22 protein-coding genes are annotated in these 24,413 nt (G+C 58.6%); 8 read left to right on the plus strand and 14 right to left on the minus strand.

The window, feature by feature from the left end; genetic code table 11:
- Nucleotides 1–13 precede the first annotated feature (13 nt).
- On the minus strand, nucleotides 14–1,417 hold the full coding sequence (locus tag RYB66_RS15140; protein ID WP_316894996.1) for an amidase: 1,404 nt from the start codon (nucleotides 1,415–1,417) through the stop codon (nucleotides 14–16).
- A 336-nt stretch (nucleotides 1,418–1,753) separates the two neighbouring features.
- Nucleotides 1,754–3,361: a M10 family metallopeptidase gene (locus RYB66_RS15145; protein WP_005745213.1), complete on the minus strand. Its 1,608-nt coding sequence runs from the start codon at nucleotides 3,359–3,361 to the stop codon at nucleotides 1,754–1,756.
- Nucleotides 3,362–3,874: 513 nt separating this feature from the next.
- On the opposite strand from RYB66_RS15145, the gene RYB66_RS15150 reads away from it, so the two are divergent.
- On the plus strand, nucleotides 3,875–5,179 hold the full coding sequence (locus RYB66_RS15150; protein ID WP_316894757.1) for a sensor histidine kinase: 1,305 nt from the start codon (nucleotides 3,875–3,877) through the stop codon (nucleotides 5,177–5,179).
- A gap of 337 nt (nucleotides 5,180–5,516) precedes the next feature.
- A complete protein-coding gene (locus tag RYB66_RS15155) occupies nucleotides 5,517–6,656 on the plus strand; it encodes a pectate lyase (RefSeq protein ID WP_316894759.1) in 1,140 nt (379 codons plus the stop codon).
- Nucleotides 6,657–6,758: 102 nt separating this feature from the next.
- On the opposite strand, the gene gspF is transcribed toward RYB66_RS15155, so the two are convergent.
- From gspF to gspG, 7 genes are read right to left on the minus strand one after another with little or no spacing between them, the layout of a single operon-like run.
- On the minus strand, nucleotides 6,759–7,970 hold the full coding sequence (gene gspF / locus RYB66_RS15160; protein WP_316894761.1) for a type II secretion system inner membrane protein GspF: 1,212 nt from the start codon (nucleotides 7,968–7,970) through the stop codon (nucleotides 6,759–6,761).
- The gene (gene gspE / locus RYB66_RS15165) at nucleotides 7,970–9,388 is read right to left on the minus strand and encodes a type II secretion system ATPase GspE (RefSeq protein ID WP_316894763.1); all 1,419 of its coding nucleotides are present in this window, start codon (nucleotides 9,386–9,388) and stop codon (nucleotides 7,970–7,972) included. The genes gspF and gspE overlap by 1 nt, the downstream gene beginning before the upstream one ends.
- Nucleotides 9,385–11,721 (minus strand): type II secretion system secretin GspD, encoded by a 2,337-nt coding sequence (gene gspD, locus RYB66_RS15170; protein ID WP_316894764.1) that lies wholly within the window; start codon nucleotides 11,719–11,721, stop codon nucleotides 9,385–9,387. Before gspD ends, gspE begins: the two co-directional genes overlap by 4 nt.
- Nucleotides 11,721–12,269: a type II secretion system protein GspM gene (gspM, locus tag RYB66_RS15175; protein WP_316894766.1), complete on the minus strand. Its 549-nt coding sequence runs from the start codon at nucleotides 12,267–12,269 to the stop codon at nucleotides 11,721–11,723. Before gspM ends, gspD begins: the two co-directional genes overlap by 1 nt.
- Before the next feature lie 4 nt (nucleotides 12,270–12,273).
- Nucleotides 12,274–13,446 (minus strand): type II secretion system protein GspL, encoded by a 1,173-nt coding sequence (gene gspL / locus RYB66_RS15180; protein WP_316894769.1) that lies wholly within the window; start codon nucleotides 13,444–13,446, stop codon nucleotides 12,274–12,276.
- Nucleotides 13,443–14,438 (minus strand): type II secretion system minor pseudopilin GspK, encoded by a 996-nt coding sequence (gene gspK / locus RYB66_RS15185; RefSeq protein WP_316894771.1) that lies wholly within the window; start codon nucleotides 14,436–14,438, stop codon nucleotides 13,443–13,445. The genes gspL and gspK overlap by 4 nt, the downstream gene beginning before the upstream one ends.
- Nucleotides 14,426–14,875, minus strand: coding sequence for a type II secretion system major pseudopilin GspG (gene gspG / locus RYB66_RS15190; RefSeq protein ID WP_010198844.1), 450 nt, complete (start codon nucleotides 14,873–14,875; stop codon nucleotides 14,426–14,428). The genes gspK and gspG overlap by 13 nt, the downstream gene beginning before the upstream one ends.
- Before the next feature lie 168 nt (nucleotides 14,876–15,043).
- On the opposite strand from gspG, the gene gspI reads away from it, so the two are divergent.
- Complete coding sequence (gene gspI, locus RYB66_RS15195) at nucleotides 15,044–15,436, plus strand: type II secretion system minor pseudopilin GspI (RefSeq protein ID WP_316894773.1); 393 nt, start codon at nucleotides 15,044–15,046, stop codon at nucleotides 15,434–15,436.
- Nucleotides 15,437–15,441: 5 nt separating this feature from the next.
- Here gspI and RYB66_RS15200 read toward each other — a convergent pair whose 3' ends face one another.
- Complete coding sequence (locus tag RYB66_RS15200) at nucleotides 15,442–15,876, minus strand: type II secretion system protein N (protein WP_005746888.1); 435 nt, start codon at nucleotides 15,874–15,876, stop codon at nucleotides 15,442–15,444.
- Between the two features lie 104 nt (nucleotides 15,877–15,980).
- On the opposite strand from RYB66_RS15200, the gene gspH reads away from it, so the two are divergent.
- Nucleotides 15,981–16,442, plus strand: a complete 462-nt coding sequence (gene gspH / locus RYB66_RS15205; RefSeq protein ID WP_005746889.1) for a type II secretion system minor pseudopilin GspH — start codon at nucleotides 15,981–15,983, stop codon at nucleotides 16,440–16,442.
- Entirely contained in the window at nucleotides 16,439–17,050 is a 612-nt protein-coding gene (locus RYB66_RS15210; RefSeq protein ID WP_316894775.1) for a type II secretion system protein J, read from the plus strand. The genes gspH and RYB66_RS15210 overlap by 4 nt, the downstream gene beginning before the upstream one ends.
- 76 nt (nucleotides 17,051–17,126) lie before the next feature.
- On the opposite strand, the gene RYB66_RS15215 is transcribed toward RYB66_RS15210, so the two are convergent.
- Both RYB66_RS15215 and RYB66_RS15220 read right to left on the minus strand, forming a co-directional pair.
- Nucleotides 17,127–17,771, minus strand: a complete 645-nt coding sequence (locus RYB66_RS15215) for a glutathione S-transferase (RefSeq protein WP_316894777.1) — start codon at nucleotides 17,769–17,771, stop codon at nucleotides 17,127–17,129.
- A gap of 42 nt (nucleotides 17,772–17,813) precedes the next feature.
- A complete protein-coding gene (locus tag RYB66_RS15220; RefSeq protein ID WP_005780196.1) occupies nucleotides 17,814–18,710 on the minus strand; it encodes a LysR family transcriptional regulator in 897 nt (298 codons plus the stop codon).
- A gap of 158 nt (nucleotides 18,711–18,868) precedes the next feature.
- Here RYB66_RS15220 and RYB66_RS15225 point away from each other — a divergent pair, with 158 nt between their 5' ends.
- The 3 genes from RYB66_RS15225 to RYB66_RS15235 all read left to right on the plus strand — a co-directional run bounded on the left by RYB66_RS15225 (nucleotide 18,869) and on the right by RYB66_RS15235 (nucleotide 22,668).
- Nucleotides 18,869–20,434, plus strand: coding sequence for an MFS transporter (locus tag RYB66_RS15225; protein WP_010198850.1), 1,566 nt, complete (start codon nucleotides 18,869–18,871; stop codon nucleotides 20,432–20,434).
- A gap of 11 nt (nucleotides 20,435–20,445) precedes the next feature.
- Nucleotides 20,446–21,408 (plus strand): LLM class oxidoreductase, encoded by a 963-nt coding sequence (locus tag RYB66_RS15230; protein WP_005746894.1) that lies wholly within the window; start codon nucleotides 20,446–20,448, stop codon nucleotides 21,406–21,408.
- Nucleotides 21,409–21,489: 81 nt separating this feature from the next.
- Nucleotides 21,490–22,668 (plus strand): LLM class flavin-dependent oxidoreductase, encoded by a 1,179-nt coding sequence (locus RYB66_RS15235; RefSeq protein WP_005780190.1) that lies wholly within the window; start codon nucleotides 21,490–21,492, stop codon nucleotides 22,666–22,668.
- A 49-nt stretch (nucleotides 22,669–22,717) separates the two neighbouring features.
- Here RYB66_RS15235 and RYB66_RS15240 read toward each other — a convergent pair whose 3' ends face one another.
- Together RYB66_RS15240 and RYB66_RS15245 are read right to left on the minus strand one after the other, a co-directional pair.
- Entirely contained in the window at nucleotides 22,718–23,575 is an 858-nt protein-coding gene (locus RYB66_RS15240; protein WP_316894779.1) for a DUF6282 family protein, read from the minus strand.
- Nucleotides 23,572–24,345, minus strand: a complete 774-nt coding sequence (locus RYB66_RS15245) for a hypothetical protein (protein WP_316894780.1) — start codon at nucleotides 24,343–24,345, stop codon at nucleotides 23,572–23,574. Before RYB66_RS15245 ends, RYB66_RS15240 begins: the two co-directional genes overlap by 4 nt.
- Nucleotides 24,346–24,413 lie beyond the last annotated feature (68 nt).

Genomic DNA, 24,413 nt, shown 5'->3' on the forward strand with positions numbered 1-24,413 from the left:
AAGAGGGACATGGCTACTGCCCCAAAATCGGTGGCAAGTGTTGATCCCATGGCGCGATGGCTTCCACAGCGGCACAGAACTGCAGCACCTGAGCGTCGGCAAAGCGTGGCCCGACCACTTGCAGACCAATGGGCAGCCCGCCGGAACTCCACCCGCAGGGCAGGTTGGCCGCCGGGTTGCCGGTAATGTTGAAAGGGTAAGTAAATGGCGTCCAGCGCGCCCACGGCACAGCGCCGTCCTGCCCGGCATAACCGGCCGGTGCCACGTCGTCGGCAGCAAACGGCAGAATCGGCAACGTGGGCATGATCAGCAAATCGTAATCTTCAAACAGCGCATGGACCTGATTGGCAAACGCAGCGCGCTGTTGGAGTGCCTGCAAGTAATCACTCAGGCTGTACTGGGCAGAACGCCTGATCAGATCGGCAAAGCCAGGGTCAAGCTGGTCCAGTTGCTGCGCAAGCGCTTTGCCATAAGCAATACCGCGCCCGGCAACCCACAGGGTTTCGAACGTCGCCAGCGGGTCCTGCCAGGCTGGTTTGAGCGTGGTGACCGTGACGGGCAGCGACCTGGCGATATTACCCACAGCAGCTTCAACCGCTGCGGCGATTTGCGCGTCGACCGGTGTGTCAAACAGCGTCGGGCAGAAGCCGATACGCAACGGATTCAACGGTTGGTCACACCGTGCCAGAAAGGACTCGTCAGGGGCTGGCAGCGCCTGGTGATCCAGCGGATCCGGCCCCGACAGGATATCGAACAGCAACGCGCTATCACGCACGGTTCGGGTAATCGGCCCGGCATGACTGAGCATTTCAGTGGCCGACCAGGGCCAGGTCGGAATGCGTCCCAGGGTGCCTTTGAGGGCGAACGCGCCACAGAACGAGCCAGGTATGCGCACCGAGCCGCCACCATCGGAGCCCAGTGCGGCCGGCACCATGCGCGCCGCCACCGCAATCGCCGAGCCGGAACTGGAGCCACCACTGGTCAGTGCCGGGTCCCAGGGGTTACGCCCGTTGCCGAACACCCGTGACGTACTCGCGCCGGTCCAGCCGAATTCGGTCGTCGCTGTCTTGCCCAGAATGATCGCACCAGCATTCTTGAGGCGGCGAATGATCGGCGCATCCTGGACCGGCACCGAGTCCAGAGCAGTCAACGAGCCACGCGTGGTGCGCAGTCCCGCTGTCGAAAAGAGGTCCTTGATGCCAAAGGGTATGCCGTGCAGCGGACCTCTTACCTGACCACGCTGCAGTTCGGCAGTCATCGTCCAGGCCTGTTCGAGCGCGACATCGGCGTATACGTCACCAAACGCATTGAGTGTGGAATTGTGGGTTTCAATCGTTGCCAGACATAACTCAGTCAAGCGTATCGGCGTCATGCAGCCTTTGCGGACAAGCGCGGCAGCTTCAATCACGGTAGGCATGGACGATGGCTGTGGCTCAATCAATGTAGATACCTCTTTCATCAGTGAGATACTTCTGCGCAATGCCCAGTGCCGACGACTGTCGGCGCATTACATTCAGCAGGGCCTGGCGCGTCAAGTGGGTTTTGTTGGATATATTGAATTTGTGGTTTTAAATTTTGTAACAGCACCGTCACGGTGCCAAAAAAAGCTCAAAACCCTGCGTCGCCCAATTGCGGTGCGCAGTTAAAACGGCGGGAAGAGGCAGGAGAAAGAAGGAGGCGATGGGCAAGCAGATAGAACGGCGCCTGTCCGTGGCGCAGTCCTGTCATTGAAACCGGTATTTCAAGTCAGCGATCAAACCGCCAGATCGTGAGCATGGAACTCGGTTACACCGACCAGCTGGATTTCAAAGTCTGCATGCAAATCACCATTGACGTTGCCGGACAGCACGTGGTCGGCGAAACGCAGCTGGCCCGCGCCGGTGAACTCGCCGCTGCCAATGAAGCTGAAAGCATCAAGGGCTTTGGTGTCCACGTTGGCATCCATCTTCAGGAAGCTCAGCTTGTCGCCCTGCTGGCTGTTGAAGTCGGTAATCACGTCGCTGGCGTGGCCTTTGCCCATTTCTGCCAGGTCATTGAACACAAAACGGTCAGCGCCGCTGCCACCGGTCATGATGTCTGCGCCCAGACCGCCAACCAGCTTGTCATTGCCCGCGCCGCCGAACAGCACATTGTTCGCATCGTTACCGGTCAGGGTATTGTTGCGATCATTGCCCAGCAAAGTGAACTCGCCCTCACCTTTGAGGTGGACGTTTTCAAAGTTGGCCAGCGGTTCGGCATTCAGGTCGATCACTGTGGCAACCGGCGATGTGTTGTCATAGGTGATCTTGAGTGTATCGATGCCCTCATTGGCCTTCTCTTGCACCAAAGCGAGCTCACCAGCCTGATCAATAACGTAGGTGTCGTTGCCCAGACCGCCAATCATGGTGTCCAGACCGCCACGACCATCAAGCACGTTATCCAGGCTGTTGCCGATCAGCGTGTCATTGAAAGCAGAGCCAATGGCGTTTTCAATGTGCGCACCGTAGGCAATCGCCAGCCCTGAGTTCATCAGCGTCGGGGCATCAGGATTCTGGTTGTAATCGAGGAACGCCTTGCCGATGGTGCTGAACTCACCCTCGTTGAGGTTGATCTTCACAAACGAAGCCTGATTGCTGGCATCAATCGTATCCTTGCCACCAGCGTCCCAGATCGTCTCGAACACCGACTGATCGGGTGCCCATTTGTAGACGTCATTACCGGTGTGATAGCTGGTGTTGGCACCGTATATGAACTGCATGGCCGCCACATCGAGCAACATCGGCGTGGTGGGTTTGAAACTGTAGTTGTTGGTGTAGCTCATGATGGTGTAACGGGCATCTTCAAACTTGGCATCGAGCAGAACATCGTTGTATTGCGAGGCTTCAAACGAATGTTTCAAACCCAATGCATGACCCGTTTCATGCATGAACGTCAGGTAATCATCCGTGCCTTTGGCAGGATCAGCCGCGTTGACTTTCGGCCCGATCCAGACATCACCGGACCGGCCCAGTGTGCCTGGCGCGTAAGCCTGGCCGTACTCAGTACTTTGCAGACTCTTGAAGCCGCCAAAACGAATGTCTCCGACATTGTCCGGGGTGTCCTGAACCTCGGTGAATTTGATGTCTGCCACTGCACTCCATGCACCCAACGCACTTCTTGCCGCCGCTGCCTGGGCATCGGTCAGTGAATAGGCATCGCTGGGCTCCTGAGAGCGACTGTAGTCAGTGGCATAGACGGAGTTGGCAGTATGAAAGCTGTAAGTGAGGTGAGTACCGGTTGAATCGCCTAACCAGAACGGCCCCCACAACAGGCTGGTGACTCTGTCGTCGGGAGACCCTTCGGGCAAAAGTTCGGCAGGACTTGAATCATTTGGGCCGGGCATCAGCAATGCTCCTGAAGAATACACACGTTAGTGATTAACCAACGATCTTTGCCCACGCAAAAATCGCCAGGCAGTTTATTACACAACAGGCACACTATGGGCACAATAAGTTACAAGCAAACTACTTACGGATGCCGGACACGCATTGCCAACACCCGTAGACTTCTTATTACGAATGTACTTTTATAGCTATTATACGCCTCCTACTAATAACGCTACATGAAACCTTCTTTAAACCCACGATTCCAACTGACCGGGTTCATTGCCCAAGCCGCCAATGAGCATTCACGGCAAAACGCGAGAACCCGATCAAGACCGGCAACGAAGGCGGTACAGTTGAGCTATCGTGTAACGGCTGTCGACGCGCTGGACGGTTCAGCGTTCGCGACAGGCACAGAACTGAAGCCTGACGCACCCGGCCGGATCGCGTGCATTTATACGCTGTGTACCTTGCTGCCCTGTATAAATCATAGGCATCATAAGAGCTTATCTCATCTGATCGCGGTGCGCCCCATGACCCACCACCCTGCGCCACTTCCTTCCAACGAAGAAGAACGAGTCCTGTCTCTTGAGCATCTCAGGATACTGGACAGCGCTCCCGAGCAGGACTTCGACGACATTGTGCTGCTCGCTACCACGCTGTGCGACGCGCCCATCGCCTTGGTTTCGCTGGTTGACCGGGAACGCCAGTGGTTCAAGGCCTGCATCGGCCTGGACGTCAAGGAAACCCATCGCGATCTGGCCTTCTGCGCACACGCAATCCTGCAACCTTCCGATGTGCTGGTCGTAGAAGATGCAACCACCGACCCCCGCTTCAGAGAGAGCCCGCTGGTGCTGGGCCCTCCTTATATCCGGTTTTATGCAGGCGCACCGATTCGCACCGACACGGGCCATGCGCTGGGCACGGTGTGTATAATCGATATCTGGCCGCGTGTTCTGACCGAACAACAACGTCTGGCCCTGCTGGCACTGGCCCGCCAGACCGCAGCCTTGATGCAATATCGCCTGCTTACACAACAACGCGACCAACATGCCGCAGAACTGGCCCTGGGACTCGAAAGCGCACAGAGTCAAAGCCTGGCCGTTGAACGCAATCTGCGCGAGTCACAGCGAGTGTCGTCATTGGGAATGCTCACAGCGAGCATCGCCCACGACTTCAACAACCTGCTCCAGGCGCTGAGCGCCAGCCTGCAACTTGTCCGCATGCGCTCGCGCCGCCCAGCTGATGTCGAGACGCTCAGTGACACCGGCCTGCGAGCTGTGGATCACGGTCGACAATTGGTCACCCGTTTGCTCGATAGCGTTCGTCAGGACGGCCCCGAACTGATCTGCATCGATGTCAGCGAACGGATCGATGCCGCCCGTGATCTGTTATTGCGCTCGGCAGGCGACAATCTGGAACTGTCGTTCGACCTTAGCGCACAGGGCTGGGGCGTCCTGTGCGCCGAAGCGCAGTTGCACGCCGCCGTATTGAACCTCTTGGCCAACGCCCGTGATGCAATGTCAGGGTCTGGCAAGGTACATATCGCCACTCGACTGGAGTCAGTCAAGGAAGACCCACGATTGCCGGAAGGCGATTACCTGGTACTCAGCGTGGCTGATAATGGCCCAGGCATGGCCGCCGATCTCAAGGAACAGATATTCGAACCCTTCTTCACCACCAGACGCTCCGAACCAGGTGCCGGCCTGGGCCTTGTTCAGGTGCAGGAGTTTGCGGTGAACGCAGGCGGAGGCGCACGCGTCGAAACAGCACCTGAAAACGGGACGACCGTGCATCTCTATCTGAGAATACTGGGTCCGATCAATTCAACGAATTAAGCGCCCCACTACTTCACGGACGTCTGACGCGGCCTTGTTATTCATTAGATGAATAACAAGGCCGCGGCAGACGCATTCACCTCATGAATTACATTACCATCATGGCGACAATAGCAATGTACTTATTGCGCGTTAGATGCCTGTAAAAAATAAACAGCACAGGTTCTCTTTTACAAAAAAATACACACACAACAATGGCGCTTTCCGATTCACGACTATATTCAATCAACAGCAAACATTCTGTTTGCGCTACTGCCTTGACAACAGGATGTTGGCTGTGGGATACGCAGTTGCAATAACTGCACGTTGTACACACATTAATCAAGGAATAGATTATATGTTGAAGCCTCATTGTTTAACGCCGCTCGCATTGACGGGCGGCATTCTTGTATCGCTATTGTCTGTCAGCCTGTCTGCCCACGCCGATATCGCCACCGATGTTGCCACTACCGGTTGGGCTACTCAAAACGGGGGCACCAAGGGTGGTTCGAGGGCAGCAGCGAATAACATTTATACGGTGAAAAACGCCGCCGAGCTGAAAGCCGCACTGGCTGCGTCTGCAGGCAGCAACGGCCGGATCATCAAGGTGACAGGGGTTATTGATGTCAGCGACGGCAAACCGTACACCAAAACCTCTGATATGAAGCAGCGCGCCCGCCTGGACATCCCCGGCAAAACCACGATTGTCGGCACCTCCAGCAGTGCCGAGATAAGGGAAGGGTTTTTCTACGCCAAGGAAAACGACGTCATCATTCGCAACCTGACCATTGAAAACCCCTGGGACCCGGAACCGGTCTGGGACCCGGAAGATGGCAGCGCCGGCAACTGGAACTCGGAGTACGACGGTCTGACGGTCGAAGGTGCCAGCAATGTATGGATAGATCATGTGACGTTTACCGACGGCCGTCGTACCGATGATCAGAATGGCACGGCCAATGGTCGTCCAAAACAACACCATGATGGCGCACTGGACGTCAAGAACGGCGCCAACTATGTCACCATCTCGTATTCCGTGTTCCGGAATCACGAAAAGAATAACCTGATCGGTTCAAGTGACAGTAAAACAACCGATGACGGCAAACTGAAGGTGACCATTCACAACTCGTTGTTCGAGAATATTTCCTCTCGCGGGCCGCGTGTGCGGTTTGGTCAGGTTCATCTTTACAACAACTACCACACTGGAAGTACCAGCCATAAGGTCTACCCGTTTGTGTATGCCCAGGGCGTCGGTAAAGGTTCGAAAATCTTCTCTGAGCGCAATGTGCTCGATATCAGCGGCATCAGTGGTTGCAGCAAGGTTGCGGCCGACTATGGCGGCAGTGTCTACCGTGATAGCGGGTCGCTGGTAAACGGCAGCGTCATCAGCTGTTCCTGGAGCACCAGTATTGGCTGGACCCCACCGTACAGCTACACCCCTCTGGCGGCTGACAAGGTTGCGGCCGACGTCAAGGCCAAGGCCGGCGCTGGCAAAATCTGATACGCCGGTTGTACAGGACGATAAAAGACCCTCTCGATGAGGGTCTTTTATTGAGCAGGTTATCGCCGGACGAAGAGTCAGTCTTCATCAGGATCGCGCCCCTCAATTGACCAGTTGATTGATCTCGATGATCGGCAACATCACAGCCATAACGATCACCAGCACTACGCCGCCCATGATCACGATCATCAAGGGTTCGAGCAGCGCAGTCATGCCTAGGGCGCGGCGCTCGATATCGCGGGAAAGGGTCTGCGCAGCACGATCAAGCATCGGCGGTAACGACCCGGTTTTTTCGCCGCTGGCAATCAGGTGAATCAGCAGCGGCGGAAAGACCTTTTCCATCCGCAGTGCCACCGCCAGGTTGACGCCTTCGCGGACCCTGGACGTGGCTTCGCTCACCGCCAGACTGAGGCGATCGTTGGACAAGGTCTGACGCGCTGCTTCCAGCGCCCGCAGCAAGGGCACACCGGCAGCACCGAGAATCGCCAGGGTCGATGCAAAGCGTGCGGTGTTCAGCCCCAGTACGAATCGACCGATCAAGGGCAAGCGCAGGATCTGGCTGTGCCATCTCAGGCGCGTAGCCGGGTTGCGCAGACAAATTCGCCAGCCCCACAACGCCGCCAGCAATACGCCCAGACACACCAGGCCCCAGGCACGGATGAAATCACTCGCGGCCAGCATGGCCAGTGTCAAACCGGGCAGGTCCTGACGCGCCTGAGAAAACGCACTGACTATCTGGGGCACTACGTAGCTCAGCAGAAAAATCACGATGGCAATCGAGACCAGCCCCACTACGCCGGGGTAGATGAACGCTGTGAGAATCTTGCCTCTCAGGCCATTGCGCTCTTCTATGTAATCGGCCAGTCGCTCCATGACCCGGGCCAGGTCGCCGGACTCCTCCCCCGCCCCGATCAAGGCCCGGTAGATGTCCGGAAAGTCTCTGGGGCGGGCGGCCAGCGCTTCGGCCAGACGCATGCCACTGCGAACATCGGTGCGTATCGCGCTCAGGGTCTGAATAATGTGTTGGCGTTCGGCCTGCTCGACCGTGGCCCACAATGCTTCATCCAGCGGCAGCCCGGCACTCAGCAGGCTTGCCAGTTGTCGGGTCACCGAGGCAAGGTCAGCGTCCGAAAGGCGCATACTGAACAGCCCCCCTGCCCCATGACTGCTGGTCTTGCTGTCGATCTTTACCTGCAATGCAGTCAGCCCCCGCTGGCGCAGATCAGCCATCACAGCGTCCTGACTGTCAGCGTCCAGATGGCCGGATTCGATCCTGCCCTGCGCATCGGCAGCTTCATAGTGATAGCGGCTCATCAAGCGTCCCGTGTCACACGAATGATTTCTTCCGGAGCTGTGATGCCATCGCGAACCCAGCGCTGCCCATCCTCGCGCATGCTGACCATGCCGGCATTGCGCGCCGCCCCCCTCAGTGCCTGCATATCGGCACCTTGATGGATCAGACTGCGCACATCATCATCAATACAGAACAGCTCGTGAATGCCGGTGCGGCCGCTGTAACCGGTGCCGCTACAGCGCTCACACCCCTGCGGGCGCCAGCAGCCTGACGCAGTCGGGTCGGGTTGTCTGCACTGTGGGCACAGACGGCGTACCAGGCGCTGCGCCAGCACGCCAAGCAGAGAAGACGCAAGGAGAAAGGGCTCGACGCCCATGTCGACAAGCCTGTTGATCGCCGATACCGAGTCATTGGTGTGCAAGGTGGCCAGCACCAAATGCCCGGTCAGTGATGCCTGCACCGCGATCTGGGCGGTTTCCAGATCACGGATTTCACCGATCATGATGATGTCCGGGTCCTGACGCAGAATCGCGCGCAACGCCAGGGCGAAAGTCATGTCGATTTTGCTGTTGACCTGAATCTGACTGATACCCGGCAGGTCGTATTCCACCGGGTCCTCCACGGTCAGGATATTGCTGGTGCTGGCATCCAGCCGTGCCAACGCGGCATAAAGACTGGTGGTCTTGCCACTGCCGGTGGGCCCTGTGACCAGCACAATGCCATGGGGTTGGCGTATCAGGTTGTCGAGTCTGGCCAGCACATCAGGGGCCATGCCCAGTGTCTCGAGACGCAGACGACCGGCCTGTTTGTCGAGCAGGCGCATTACCACCCTTTCACCGTGGCCGGTAGGCACGGTCGAGACGCGAATGTCGATGGGCCGACCGGCCACGCGCAAGGCGATTCGACCATCCTGAGGCAGGCGCTTTTCGGCGATATCCAGCTGGGCCATGATCTTGATGCGTGACACCAGCGAGCCATGCAACGCCTTGCGCGGCGATACTACATCGCGCAGGCTGCCATCGACCCTATAGCGCACCACCGAATGGCTTTCGTAGGGTTCGATATGAATATCGCTGGCCTCGTCGCGAGCCGCCTGGGTCAGCAGTGCATTGATCATGCGAATCACCGGGGCACCGTCCTGAGCATCCAGCAGGTCGGTGATTTCCGGAATATCCTGCATGAGCCGGTTCAGGTCAGCGTCGTTTTCTGCAGCGCCCACCACCGCCGCCGCGCTGCCGGTATCGGCGTAGGCTGCGGCCAGAAGCCCCTCCAGTTGATGCGTGCCAACCTGTTCCAGACGCGCCGGACCGAACTGCCGCCGGGCCTCATTGATTGCCCAGCCGGGAGTAGCGTCGCAGACGACCAGCAGCACACCCTCGTCAGTCTCACGCAAGAGAATGCGTTGCGCTCTGGCCCAGGCATAAGGCAGCGCACTCATGGCACAGGCACTGCGCGAATGACCGCCCGCGGCATCTGACCGGCAGCAGGCTGTAGGTCAGGAATCGCCTTTGCCGCAGAAGGCAACTGCGGCGCCTGCATGTCCGGCAGCATCCAGTTACGCTCGGGACGCAAATTACCCTGTGCGCGGCGCATGAATTCGTAACGGTTCAACGTGATGTTGCGCCCTGTGCCGCTGTCACGAATGATGTAGGGACGCAGGAAGACCATCAGATTGGTTTTTCTGGTCGAACGCGCTTCGTTTCGAAACAGTACGCCGAGAAGCGGAATCCTCGACAGCCAGGGCACCGCTTCATCGCTCTGGTTGTACCCGTCCTGAAGCAGGCCGCCCAGCACCATGATCTGCCCGTCGTCCAGCAGGATGCTGGTATCGATGGCGCGCTTATTGGTGACGGTGCCTGACGCCAGCGAGGCGCGCTGATCGACGTTGCTGACTTCCTGATAGATGTCCAGCTTGACCGTACCGCCTTCGGAAATCTGCGGCCTGACATTCAGTTTCAAGCCGACTTCTTCGCGCTGAACCGTCTGGAACGGATTGTTGCTGGTGCCGCCACCGCCCGTTACATAACTGCCGGTGACAAACGGGATGGTCTGGCCGACGAAGATACTGGCCGCCTCGTTGTCCAGCGTCAGCAAGTTCGGCGTGGACAGCACATTACTGCCACCCTTGCTCTTCAGGGCGCGCGCGAGCACCTTCAAATCCAGCACTTCGCCAATGCCCGGAATGGTCACCGCGCCCCTCACCACGCCGACATTCAAGCCTGGGGGAAGCACGTCGATACTGGTGCTGCCACTGGTATTCAAACCGCTGCCGCCAAGGTTCACCCCGCCAAAGCCGCCGCTGCCATTCAGGTTGCCGGTCTGCCACTGCACGCCGAACTGGTTCGCATCGTCCTCGCTGACCTCGACAATCAGGCTTTCGATCACCACCTGAGCACGGCGCTGATCCAGTTGATCGATGACCTCACGCAAATTGCGATACAGCGGCTCCGGAGCGGAAATCAACAGGGTGTTGGTGGTCGCATCAGCCTGAATGGTCACCCCTGCGGCACTGAACGCGGTGTTCTGTTCGGCTTGCTGACTACCGGCAGTGGCAACCGAAGGCGACGCGCTACTCTGGCCATAACCGCTTCCGGCTACAGTCCCGGAGACAGGGCCTGCGCTGCTGTTGCCTTGCACGTCGTTCTTGTTACCGGTGCTGCCCATGCCACTGAGCATCGCCCGGGTGGTATCACTGGCACCGCTGTCACTTTCACCGGTCAGCAAGCCCCGCAAAGCCTGGGCCAGCTTTCCCGCCTGGGCATTGCGCAGGTACACAACATGCAGATTGCTCGGGTTGCTCTGGGCGTTGTCCAGCTTGTAGATCAGGTTGCGCGCCAGCTCGGTACGCTCCGGGCTGCCAGCACGGATAATGATGGCGTTGGAGCGGGGGTCGCCAATCACACTGATCTTCTGGGTCGCGTCGCCGCCCTGGGTATCCAGCAACTCGCTGACCATACTGGCGATGTCTACAGCGATACCGTTGTGCACGGTCACCACGTCAGTATCGATGGCACTGGGCGTGTCGATACCGTCGATGATCTGCGCCACTCGCACCAGGTTATCGGCGTAGTCGGTGACGACAATGGTGTTATTGCCGGGATAGGCGTTGATCGGGTTGTTCGGCGAAACGATAGGCCGTAGCACCGGAATCAGATTGACCGCATTTTCGTACTGCAAGCGAAACGTACGGGTCAGCATGCCGTTCCCGGAAGGTTTGTCGGCACTGTAAACAGGACCGCCAAGCAGTCTGGCATCGGCTTCAGGCACGACGTGAGCCACGCCGCCGACATCCACCACACTGAAACCCTGCATGCGCAAAGCTGCCATCAGCATTTCATAAGCCTGAGAGGCTGGCACCGACCCTTCGCTGACCAGCGTCAGCGTGCCCGTGACTTTTGGGTCCAGCAAAAACTGCTGGCCTGTGGAACGTGACAACGCCCGCACGACCGATTGAATATCGGCCTCGACAAAATTCAGTTGTATGAGCTGATCACCCAGCGCGCCGTGCGCAGCCCCTGTCCTGCGGGCTGGCGTATGGCCGCGAGCGGTGTTCGACAACGTGTGTTTCTGTCCTGGCGCGACGCCCGGTTGCGCGCGCTGGCGATCATGTGCATCGCGGACGGGTAAGGTTCTGGCCAGCGGTTGACCCAGCTCGCTCTCTACCAGCCCAGGCGGCGCGGGCGATGTGGTGCTGCAAGCGCTCAGCGCCAGCAGGAAAAACGGTGCGACCCTGCGACAGGGCAACGTGCAGGTAAAGGCATACCATTTCATTAAGCTTCCTTTGCGCTCGGCGCCTGATCCATGCGAACAACCCCGGACAGATGACCTGTCAGGTCCTGAGCGTCTTCGCCTGCACGTTGCAGGCTGGCGTCCTTGATGTGTAACGAAAACAATTGCGGCTGCTCCAGCAGCCAACCGATCACTGCGTCGGCTGGCGCGTGATCGAACGCCAGTTGCCAACTGAGCTCAGCCCCTTCACCGTCTTGCTCAAGCTGGCAATACGACCACAACCCGAAGGCTTCAAGGCTGCGCTGCAATGCTGGCTGCAGATCCTGCGGGCCTGTTCGGCGCTGCGGCACGCTCACCTGCTTGAGCAGCGTTTCGAGCGTCTCGGCCTGGGCGCTCAACACAGGATTTTGCGCCTGCCAATACGTGATTTTCTTCAGCACAGGCTGAACCATCAGTAGCCACGTCACCAGGCAGCACAACACCAGAGCGCCTATCGACAGTAGACGCGTCTCCCTGATCGACAGACCTGCCCTGGCAACACGCACACGCCCACTCAGTCGCCGCCAGCGGTCAACGTATGGCTGCCACATTCGGCTACTCAACGTCGCTCTCCGGCGTAGAAGCGGACGCATCGGCCGCTTGATCGGGCATCTGGCTCAGGGTCCAGGTGAGATGATCGCGACTGGCTGTCAGACCCACCTGCGCCAGCGAACGCTGCAACGTATCGTCAACAGCAGGCTGGGCGTTATCGGGCAACAGTTGCAGCTGCAGGCGGCCATCTGAATAGGTCAGGCGCTGCACGCTACCTGCAAGGAACGGCAGCGCTCCAGCGGCGCCTTTTACCAGCTGTTCGAATCCGCTGTCGGTGCCGGTGGCTGAACCGCTTTCGAGTGCCGCCACCTGCTGTCGGGCCTGTTGCAAAGGATTGAGAATGACCGGCAAGTGAGGAAAGGCCTGACTGACCCGCTGCACCATACCGGCCCTGAGTTGCTGTCCTCGGGCAGCCTCGCGAGCGGCGTACAGATTCAAGCCCAGCGCCCATACCCCGACAGCCAGGCCGCAGCAGACCCATGCGGCGGTCCAGCCCGATGTCCTGACTTTCGCCGCCCCTATTCCTGCATGCAGGCTCCAGCCGGGTGACGGCCCGCCCAGGAGCAGGACAGCCGATGTTTCCAGGCCTGCCGTGCCCTCGTCGTCCAGCCGTTGCAACTCGCTGCCGTTGGCCAGGCGCGCGTCAGGGGTCTCGGTCAGCCGCGGATGCACGCCACCTTGCCCGGCACTGTGACGTAGCAGCCAGTGCTCATCCCGCAGCACGACACTGACTTGACCCGGTGCAGGCACAGGCAAGCCATAGGGCGCAGGGTAAAGGCCGCGCAACGACAGACGCGACTGACTCAACAATTGGGTCAGACGTTCCAGCGCAGTTGCGGGCAACCAGCCCAGATAAACGGCCCCGTCAGAATAGCGCGGGCTGCTGGCGATGTGCATCAGCTCACTGCCGCCCAGTATCAGTCCCTGAGCGGCTAACAGCGCAGCGCTTCTGATCCGCGACGCAGTCAGCGGCGGCGTTTCGATCCGGGCCAGCAGACTGTCCAGTGGATGCAGAAACGCTTCCACCGGCTGCAGTGCACCGCCCTGCTTCAATTCCAGCAAATTGCTCAGGCCGCTTTCTACAGTCTTGCCCTGGCTGTCCAGCCGGACGAATAGCAGTGGCGTCTCCGGATTCAGACGCTCCAGAGCAGGCAGGGCGATCCGCAACCGGCTCATACGCCGATCCGCGACCAGATAACATGAGGCACGCTGTCATCGCGCACATACAGCAAGGCCTCCATGCTGGCCTGACGTCCATCTCTGCGCGCCTTGCCACGGAATACAAACCACTCGCTTGCTACTCCGATTTCAAGCCCGTCAGCCGCCTGGGTCGGCACCTGCATGCGAGCGATGATTTCCAGACGGTAGGCAAACCACTGTCCCCTGTCGCGCTCGGCCACCACCGTTTGCGCACTGGGCAATGACAAACCGGGCACCACCGCTGCCAGTACCTCGGCACTCGCTGTATTGCTGTTGACCCAGGTATTGGCGGGCAGAATGCACACGTAAAGTTTCAGCCGCTCCAATACCTGATCGCTCAAACCCTGCATCCCTTGCAGATCATCCAGGCTGCGCAGTGTCACCAATGATGCCGGGATGGGCTTGCGCGTCGCCGAAGAAGTCTCTCGCCCGCTTGCGAACATGCCGCTGACCTGGCCAGTTGCCGGAGTCGAAAAACGTGTGTATGAGCCAAGCACCCGCTGGCTGATGCTCTGGCAAAGAACATCACTGATGGAAATCATCTGACACAAGCGTTCGAAACTGCGCAGTTGACCGATTTCCAGCTGACCATTGCGCAGCAGGTTGCGCAGGTTGAATTTGCCCTGCTGGTCTTCCAGTCGTCCGTGAAAACCTTCTTCAGGTCGATCGGATGGACTCTGGCCGAAGGGCTGCGCCCACGCCTGACCAGGATGAATCGCCCGGCTCTTGCGACGTGAATCCCATAACAGCATGCGGCTCGCGTCCAGCCCGGCCATCAGCGCTGCGCTGTTCTGGATACGCGACTGCTCGGCTTCTACCGTGCGAATCATGACACTCTGACGGGTCAGCATACCGGCCGCGATGACCGCGACAATCGCGACGGTCAGCAGGGTACTGATAATTGCCGAGCCGCCTTGCCTGATTGCGCTTGCCGGGTAAGTGCTCAGCGCCATGTTCAGAGCTGCCATGAGCCGATATCAGCATTGACACCCTCGCCATCGGGCTGACCGTCGGCACCCAGAGAAAAAAGATCCACCTCGCTGTTAACGCCGGGGTTCAGATAATGATAGGGGTGTCCCCACGGATCATTGGGTAGCCGCTCGACATAGGCGCGCCAGTTGTTTTTGTTGATGTTGGCCGGCCGCTCGACCAGAGCTTTCAGGCTCTGAGCCTGATTGGGGTAAGTGCCGTGGTCGAGGCGATAGAGCTTGAGCGCCTGCATCAGCCCCGCGATATCCTGCCGGGCAGCAGCAGCCCGCGCCTGGTCCGGACGGTCAAGAACCCTGGGCACCACAACAGCGGCCAGAATGCCGAGAATAACCACGACCACCATTATTTCGATCAGGGTAAAACCGTCCTGGCCGCGACGGCCTCCAGACCGAGGCTTGACGCGTGCGACATCCATATCCATATCCTTGATGATCCTCATCTGTCCCGCAGTGTAGACACCGCCGCGACGGGGCACGATAAATCTGCTCAACCCTTATGGTGAGCCATTCATGAACAATCTGATGCTGGTCCGGTGCTATCGTTGTTGCCTGTATCGAGCAGGAGGATTTGCCAGGAGGCGCCCATGCTGCAACTGCACAAGGAGAAAGGCTTCACGCTGATCGAAGTGTTGGTGGCGCTGTTGATCATCGCCGTGGCAATGGCGGCTGCCGCGCGCCTGAGCGGGGTAATGACCTTTAACAACGGTGTGTTGCGCGACCGCGCCATTGCGTTGCTGGAGGCGCAGAACCAACTGGCCGAATTACGCATGATGACAAGGCTCAGGCCTGGTTTCACAACCCGCAAGTGCGATCAGGGCTGGCTCTCGCTGACCTGTGAACAGACGCTCAAAGCCAGTGCAGACGGAATGTTTATGCGGGTCAGTCTGCGAGTATTACAGCGGGACAATAAAGCGCCGCCACTGGCCCGCCTCGATACCATTGTCGCCATCCGACGCCAGCCGAAAGAGTCTCCATGAGCGTTTCAACGACGCAGCAGGCTGGGCAACTCCGGCAGGCCTGCCAGGCTGGCGACCTTGAATCGTGTACGCTCGGTACCCTGCTCGATCACCACTGCGTCACTCTCGATAGCCACCAGACGTACATCCTTGGCAAGCAACTCCCCCGCCAGATAGCTGCGCGCCGGTCTATCGTTGACAGTGAGAATCGCCACCGCGCCTTTGCTCCCGGTCATGACACCGGTGACCTTGATCCGGACCTGAAGTGGCTGGTTGGCGAACCACTGTCGGGCAGGACTGCCGACATTGGCAGCGGGAACGGCGCTTTCCGGCAACGGTGCGCGCACAGGCTCGGGCGCAAGCAGCAACGACGACCAGAGCGCGATACCCGCCAGCGCTGCAATCAAGGCCGCCGATTGCACCAGGCGCGGTGCTGATAATGGATGAAACGAAAATGCCATGACTGAACCTCCTGTTCGTCTGCCGGGGCAGTCTACATCACTGCATCAGAATGCCTGGCACCCGCTTTGATCCGTATGCAAACGTCATCAGGGAGCCACCGATCATGAGTATGGACACACAACGGGGTTTTACCCTGATCGAGTTGATGGTGGTTCTGGTCATCATCGGCATCGTCAGCGCAACGGTGAGCATGAGTATCAAACCCGATCCTGCCGCTTTGCTGCGCAAGGATGCTGAACGCCTCGCACACATGCTGCACATTGCACAGGTCGAGGCCAGGGTCGACGGTCGGCCAATCACCTTGCTGGTCGATGACAAAGGCTTTGGTTTCGCACGACGTGCCGAGCAAGGCCTGGGCTACGACCGCTTCATGAACGACCCGCAGCTGCGTTTCAGAGCCTGGGAAACACCCTCCATACGCATCAGCGTAGACCCGGCGCAGCGAGTGGTGTCAGGTCCCGAATGGATCGTCGCACCGCTGCGCATCCAGCTCTCTGACGGTGAACGATCCTTGAGCCTGCAGCGTAGCGCGCTGGGTCAACTGCAGGTGGTCAGCCCTCCATGAATGCAAGGCAAAACGGCTTCACATTACTGGAAGTGATGGTGGCTATCCTGCTGATGATCATCGTCAGCCTGATTGCCTGGCGTGGGTTGGAGAGCATCACTCGCACCGATATCCAGTTACGCGAAAGCACCGGGCGCACCGAGTCCGTACTGCGAGCGCTGAACCAGCTGGAGCGCGACGTGGCCATGCGTGCCAGCGTCGAGCTGCAAAAACCGCTGCCTGGCGAAGAACCGGATCCGCAGGCAAAAACGTTGATACCCATCAGTATTCGCAGTGCGGAAAGGAACGGTATGCGACTCGACGTCATCCGCAGTGCGGCCACGGCCGGGGAAGGACTACAGCGAATCCGCTGGTGGCTAAAGGACAACACGTTGTATCGCGCGGCCGCAGACAGCAGCAATCTCTACCCCCTACCCGCTCCTGATGAAGGAATAGCGGTGCTCGACCATGTCGTCGAGGCAAAAATAAGGGTCTGGAGAACTGTCGGAGGCTGGCAACCGCTCGACAGCCACAAGGAAGACAATCCCGACGGGCTGGAAATTGTGCTCACGCTGCATACCCGTAATGGCGACGAGCGCTATCGAAAGGTGCTGGGGCCGCTGAATTAGCGAGCATTTCTTACAGGCGACTGAGGGACGATGGTTTGAGTCCATTCTGGCGTCACGTCTTCAAAAGGGCCTGCTTCTACGCCTCAAGACGTCTCAAGCCCCAATGACGCCTTATCACTGCGCTGACCACCGGCTGGGCGTCGACCTGTAACAGCAGCTCATGAAAATCAGGCCGGGTGGTATGCAGATGCTCGCGCGCACCGCCCCATCTGGTCACGATGCAAGCCAGAATCTCAACTGCACCGGGATCATCACAACGCCAGAAGCCTGCATTAGCGAACAGATCCGCAAATGTCTCCCAGTTTTCATGCAACCGCGCACGGGTGCCGGTTTCGAGTAGCGTAGCCTGCGTTTCGTCGCAGCCCGACAGCCAGCGCTGCGGGTAATCGATAATCCCGATCGGGGCGTAGCAGTTGGCGGCGATGTAGATCAGCGCGCGAAGGGCTTGAGCGCGCAGGGCAGGCTTGCTGGGCAGCAACCCGGATTCGGGATGCTCCAGTCCCAGATGAATCAGAATTGCAGCGCTTTCGGTGAGCACCGTGCCATCAGCCAGGACCAGCGTGGGCACCTGCAGCAATGGATTGACCCGCCGCAATGCTTCCTTGCCTGGCCCCTCCTCCCACGCGCAGGCCCTGAACAAGGTAAAAGAAACCGAGCAGCGCCAAAGCGCTATCTCGATGGCTGCGGACCCCGAACCCTCTGTGCCAAAAAGCGTGTACATGCCAATGCTCCTTGTCAGGTGCTACATGCTCGGTCCGCGCAGTCACACAGACGCAGGAGCAAACAAATGGGCGTGCATAAAATCAATGAATACCCGCAGGCGCAGGGAAAGGTGCTTGCTCGATGGCCAGAGCAACCTGAAACTTCCGGTATGCACCGTGTAGTCGGTCAGTATTGGCACCAACTCGCCACTGCGAATGGCCGATGAAATCATGAAGTCTGGCAGGCAGGCAATTCCCAACCCCGCCCGCGCAACATCAACAAGAATTTCCGTCGTGTTGCACACCATCACCTGGGGCAAATCGAGATCATCGGCACCGGCCTCGCGACGTAGCGGCCAGTGTTCAAATTTGCCCGAAGAGGGAAACTTGTGCAACAGACAGGCGTGTCGACTCAAGTCTGCTGGATGTTGAGGTGTCCCGCGCCGGGAAAAATAGTCCGGAGCGCCGACGATTTTCAACTGAAAGCCCCCCATCCGCCTTGACATCAGGCCCGAGTCGCCGGGGTCTCCCGTGCGCAGGACGATATCAAAGCCTTCCTCGATGATATCGACCATGCGGTCGGAAAAATCGATGTCCAGTTCGATATCGGGATAGGTGCGCATGAACTCGATGATAACCGGCATGACCAGGCCGCTGACCAAGGGCAGGCTGATGCGCAATCTGCCTCTGGGCAGATCCCTGGCATTGCTCAACTCCATTTCTGCCGTTTCAAGCTCCGACAGAATACGGCGACAGCGCTCCAGAAATATCGAGCCCTCCAGGGTCATGGCAATACTGCGCGTACTGCGATGAAAAAGCCTGACACCCAGGCCCTCTTCCAGACGGCCGATACTCTTGCCTACCCCCGACGATGAAATACCCAGGCGCTTTCCAGCCTGGGTAAAACTCCGTGTTTCCGCGACCAGAACAAACACCGCAATGCTACCGAGCGATTCCAATACCCACTCCTATTAAGGACAGCCCTGTCCTATACCTTCGGAACATAAGCCTGTTTTTGTTTGCAGACGCAACCCCTAATCTCCCGACAGGGCAACTGCCCTTGGATAAACGCGTGCAATGCACCGAAAACTGCGCACGCTTCACAGGGAAATTGCACATGACTTCAGCAAGCCAGGTTCAAGCATCGTCTGCTACCAGACGCTGGGGACAATTGTTTGCCGCCTGCCTGACAGGCATCCTGATTCCGTTGTGCTTCACTGGCCCTGCCGTGGTTCTGCCCTCGATAAACAAGGCGCTGGGCGGATCAGCCGTCGAGCTCACGTGGGTCATCAACGCTTACATCCTGACTTACGGCAGCGCCATGATGGCCGCTGGAAGCCTGACGGATATCTACGGCAGAAAACGCGTATGGCTGATCGGACTGGCGATATTCGTGCTGTCCACCTTTGCCATTCCGATGGCCTCATCCGTCGTGCAGATTGATGTACTTCGCCTGATTCAGGGGCTGGGCGGTGCAGCAGCGTTCGCTGGCGCAATGTCATCGCTGGCCCAGACCTTCCATGGAGCGGACCGCACCCGAGTGTTCAGCCTGCTGGGCACCACGTTCGGGATAGGCCTGGCCTTCGGCCCTCTCGCGGCGGGCTCGCTGGTCGACTCGGCTGGCTGGAAATGGTCATTCCACGCAACGGCTCTTATTGGGGTTGCGGGATTCTTTCTGGTGCTTTTCAGCGCTACAGAATCCAGAGACCCCAATGCCACCGGCATGGACTGGCCAGGAGCGATCAGCTTTACCGCGGCACTGACCCTGTTCACCTACGCAATCCTGCTCGCCCCTGAAGACGGCTGGACCCATCCACTGGTCATGGGCGGCATTATCGGTTCACTGTTGCTGTTCTGGATATTCATTGCAGTGGAACGGCGTGTGGCCAGACCCATGCTTGATCTGTCGTTATTCAAGAGCGCGCGCTTTGTCGGCGTGCAGATTCTTGCGGCCAGTCCGGCATTTTTCTTTGTCGTGCTGATCATCATGTTGCCAGCACGCTTCATTGGTATCGACGGACTCAGCGCGCTGGAAACCGGACAGATGATGACCGCACTGGCCGCGCCCCTGCTGATCGTACCGATGCTTGCCGCACAACTGGCACGTCGCTTTACCTCCGGGCTGCTGTCCGGTATCGGTCTGCTGCTGGTGGCTGTCGGCCTGCTGTGGCTCGCGCTGGCGCTGGACAGCGGAGCAATCAAAACCGCCTTGCTGCCGATGGCCTTGATCGGCATCGGCATCGGTCTGCCCTGGGGATTGATGGATGGCATGGCGATCAGTGTGGTTGAAAAGGAACGCGCCGGTATGGCTACCGGCATCTTCAATGCCGTGCGCGTTTCTGCCGACGGCATAGCCATTGCGATCGCAGGCGCACTGCTGGCCACGTTCATTCAGTGGGGCCTGTTCGATGCCCTGACGGGTGTCGCGCCTGATGTGGTGACGAACGCTGCCAACCGCGCCGCATTGGGCGATCTGCAGAATGCGATCAGCCTACTGCCCGGTCAGGCAGAACTGCTGCACCAACAGTACGCCACCGCGTTCCGCAATCTGCTGTTCATTCTCAGCGCCGCCACCGTGCTGACGGCAGTGGCAGTCTTTGCCCTGCTAGGTCGCGTGCGCGCTCATGACGAACCGCCACTCGATCCATCCGACACGCTTGACCTAGCGGGAGAAGCCAAGTGAGCCCACATGAGATGACCGGAACACAGCGGCATCCTGCCTTTGCAAAGGTGTTCGCACCGGGCCATCTCACCTTCGGCCTGATTGCGCCGCTGGAAGGCTATCCCGACGCTGCAGCGCCGACCATGAAAAATCACATTGCCCTCGCAAAACAGGCCGACAAAGCCGGTTTTGCAGCACTCTGGCTGAGGGATGTACCGCTTCTCGACCCAGGCTTTGGTGACGCTGGCCAGATATTCGACCCTTTCGTGTATGCAGCACTGCTTGCTGCGGTGACCACGCAGATCTGCATCGGTACAGCCGGTATCGTACTGACGCTGCGCAACCCGCTGATGGTCGCCAAACAGGCCTGCAGCCTTGATGTATTGCTGGAGGGACGCTTCCTGCTGGGGTTGTCAACGGGTGATCGGCCCGGCGAATACCCTGCATTCGGCGAGAATTTCGACACACGCGCAGAGCGCTTCAGAGAGGGGGTCGAGATGCTGCACGCCGTAACCGAGCACTCTTTTCCGGCCTTCACGTCGCGCCACTACGGGAAACTCAATGGCACGCTGGACCTACTGCCAAAACCTTTTTTCGGGCGGTTGCCGATGCTCGCCATCGGTCGCTGTCAGCAGGACATCAAATGGCTGGCCAACCATATGGACGCCTGGATATGGCATCAGAGTGGCTTCAACACCCTGCCCGACGTGATCAATCACTGGCGCGATGCCAACGAGCAAAAACGATTCAAGCCCTACGGTTATGCGACGTTCTTTGATCTGGAGGACAACAAGGACGCGCCCATGAAAGTCGGCCGTGGCATCAGTACAGGGCGCAACGCCCTCATCGAGCTATGGCAGCGTCAACGGGAACAGGGCGTTTCGCATGTTGCGCTGAACCTGAAACCACTGAGACGTCCGGCCACGGAAGTTTTACAGGAGCTGGAAGAGTATGTGCTGCCGTATTTCCCGACCCGACGCAGTGAGCATGCCTGAGCAAGTATTTCGCCTGCACGGCCACTGTCGGCAAAGGATCTAGCAGGGAAGAACGACATAAAACCGACCTGGGAGGTCATCATGCGCACTGAAAAAGCTTATCCGATAAAACCTAACCCGATGCGCAGCAGCCGCAACAAGATACAGCTGGGTGTTTTCTCCACTAACACCGAGGGCGGCTGCACCGTTACCAATGCGCCGGAACGCCTTCGCGGAGACGATTGGGCAGGTAATCTGGAAATCGCCCGGGTGGCCGACGATGCGGGGTTTGAAGCCTTCATACCGGTAGGCCGCTGGAAAGGTTTTGGCGGCACCAACAACACCGGCGGTGTCTGTTTCGAAACCTACACCTGGGCTGCCGGTATTGCCGCCCTGACCCACCAGATTGCCGTGTTCACCACATCGCACCTGCCCACGGTTCATCCGCTGTTTGCAGCCAAGCAGGCGGTGACCATCGATCACATCAGCAGCGGGCGCTTCGGGCTGAATATTCTGTGCGGCTGGTACGGCGCGGAAATGCGCATGTTCAACGGCCAGATGATGGAACACGACAAACGCTACGACTACGCGGAAGAGTGGCTGCACATCGCAAAAAATGCCTGGGAGCAGCAAACACCGTTCGACTTCAAAGGAGAATATTTCAACATCTGCGACGCTATCTCGCAGCCGCACCCCCTCAACACCCCCTATCTGATCAATGCCGGCGGTTCACCGCGCGGCAAACGGTTTTGCGCCAAACACTGTGATGCCGCTTTCCTGATCGTCAAACACCTGGACGGTGAAGACGCCGTGCGTCAGCAGATTGCATCCTATAAAGACCTGGCGAAGCAGGAGTTCGACCGCGATATAAAGATATGGTGTTACGGCTACGTGGTGCAGAAGGACACGCAAGAACAAGCGGACGCCTACCTGGATTATTACGCCAACCAGCTGGGTGACGATGAGGGCTGCGATATCATCACCGGCGAGCTGGGCATTCAGACCGGTATTTTCACTCCGGAAGATGCGGTCCGTTTTCGCTTTCATTTCAAGGCAGGGTTTGCAGGCGTGCCGCTGGTAGGCACTCCGGAACAGATCGTGGAACTGTTCAAGAAATATTCTGACTGGGGGATCGATGGCATCGCACTGACATGGCTTGATTACCACGAAGGCATAAAGGATTTCGTCAGAGAAACATTGCCATTGATGGAACAGGCGGGCCTGCGCGAAGCAATCACTGTCGAGGCAATCACTCCGAAAGTAGCTGCCGAAGTAGCCTGATGATGAGGACTCCCTGGCGTAGTTAGCCAGGGAGCTTTACCCGAACGATTTAAATGGCCAGCATGCGTTGTGGATTCAAAAGAGTCATCTCGGCACGACGCTCGCAACTCAAACCGAACGCGTCGAACCACTGCCCGCTCATCGACAGCCACTCGTGCACATCGACCTGACTGGTCTGCCCAAGGTCTGAGCTGTAGACCACATTGGGAACATGACTCAATACCTTAGTGAAATCCTGTCGGTCCTGATAGCCCAACAAGTAGGTCAGCGCCGTCTGTTCGATGTAGACCGATGGCTCACTGCCAATCACCGCAAGCTCGGCTGCTTTCAGACCGGTCAACGGGTTGGCGGGCTGATTGAGCATCAGCCTTGGCACACCGATGCGCAGTGCTTCCTCGATCAGCATCCTGACTTCATCGGCGTCGGCATGCCCTGTCGAGATGACCAGCGGATAGTCACGGGCCATTTTGAGAATATCCAGCGTCTGCGCCGTAAGGCGTCCGTTCTGCGCTGTCACTCTGGCAGGCTTGATGGGCTTTTCGCGCAACAGCGGATGGCTCAGGTTACGGGCCAGCGTGCTGGTATGCGTTCTGCCTGTGACGGTTGGCAAGTGAACAATGAAACGTCCAGGTTCATCGCCGCGCAAACAGAGGCTGCGCTCGACCACACGGTAGTCGATGCCGCCAGCGATCTCGTTCAGAACCACAGAACCGCTGACCGGAAAACCCTGATTGCGTGCTTCCCATGCCTGGGCAGCCGTGCACCCCAAGTGATTTTTCAATACGACCCGTCCCTGCACAGCAGCATAACGCCGGCCCGCCTCTATCGCGCCATGACGGCGAATGAACGCGTCAGGATTGGCGTGATAATGCACATCAATGAAGCCTGGCCCCTCGATCTGACTCATTGCACACACTCCGCTCTGGCGATCAGAAATGTATCGATGCTCTCCAGCACCCGATCCAGATCATCCGCCAGTGGGCGCATCCCGCCATCCGGCACACACAGTGAGCGTTGTTTGTGGCCTTTGGTACGCAGCACATGACCCGCACCCACCAGTTGCGACTTTCCGCCAAACACGCTCAGCACACGCCCTTTGTAATCGAGCAGGCACTCACTGATATCCAGACCGCTCAGTAGCCGGAATCCCAGAGTCAGACGCTGTCCCTGGGTTGATAGCGTTGCGTCATTCTCGCCGCCGGACGAACGCTCGTGTTTTTGGCCTTCAGGCAACACCAGATCGTCCAGCAGGCGTTTGGCTTGCTCGACATGCCCTTGTTCTGCCAGATCCGCCATACGTCCCAGCCTGGAATCCAGCAGCGCATCGGCTTTGGCGGGAGAAGAAAGCAGCAACAACGCAGGCGTCGAACGCAGTAATGAAGTGCCTGCCAACGCCTGTACCAACGCACCTCCCAAGGCCACGCCGACGAGTACATCCGGCACACCCCAAGGCTCTAGCGCGCTGACCCAGCGCTGGGTAAACCCGTCAAAGTCTTCGCCCGCCTTGACCGGCAGGGACAGGGAATCAAAAACCCTGACCTGATAACCCGCCGCAGTGAAATGCTCGATCAGCGGTTTGGCGAAGCCACCCGCGTCCCAGACCGGCATCACCGGTGAAAGAATGAATACGCTTGATTGCCCGACACCGAAGGTCTGGCAGGTGATGCAATGACTCATGACTTTTGCTCCTGCAAAAATGACAAGACCCGCTGTTTCGAGCGGGTCCAGTCGTTGATCCATCCTGA

The sequence above is a fragment of the Pseudomonas syringae group sp. 243L2 genome (assembly GCF_032587875.1).
Taxonomy (GTDB): Bacteria; Pseudomonadota; Gammaproteobacteria; order Pseudomonadales; family Pseudomonadaceae; genus Aquipseudomonas; species Aquipseudomonas amygdali.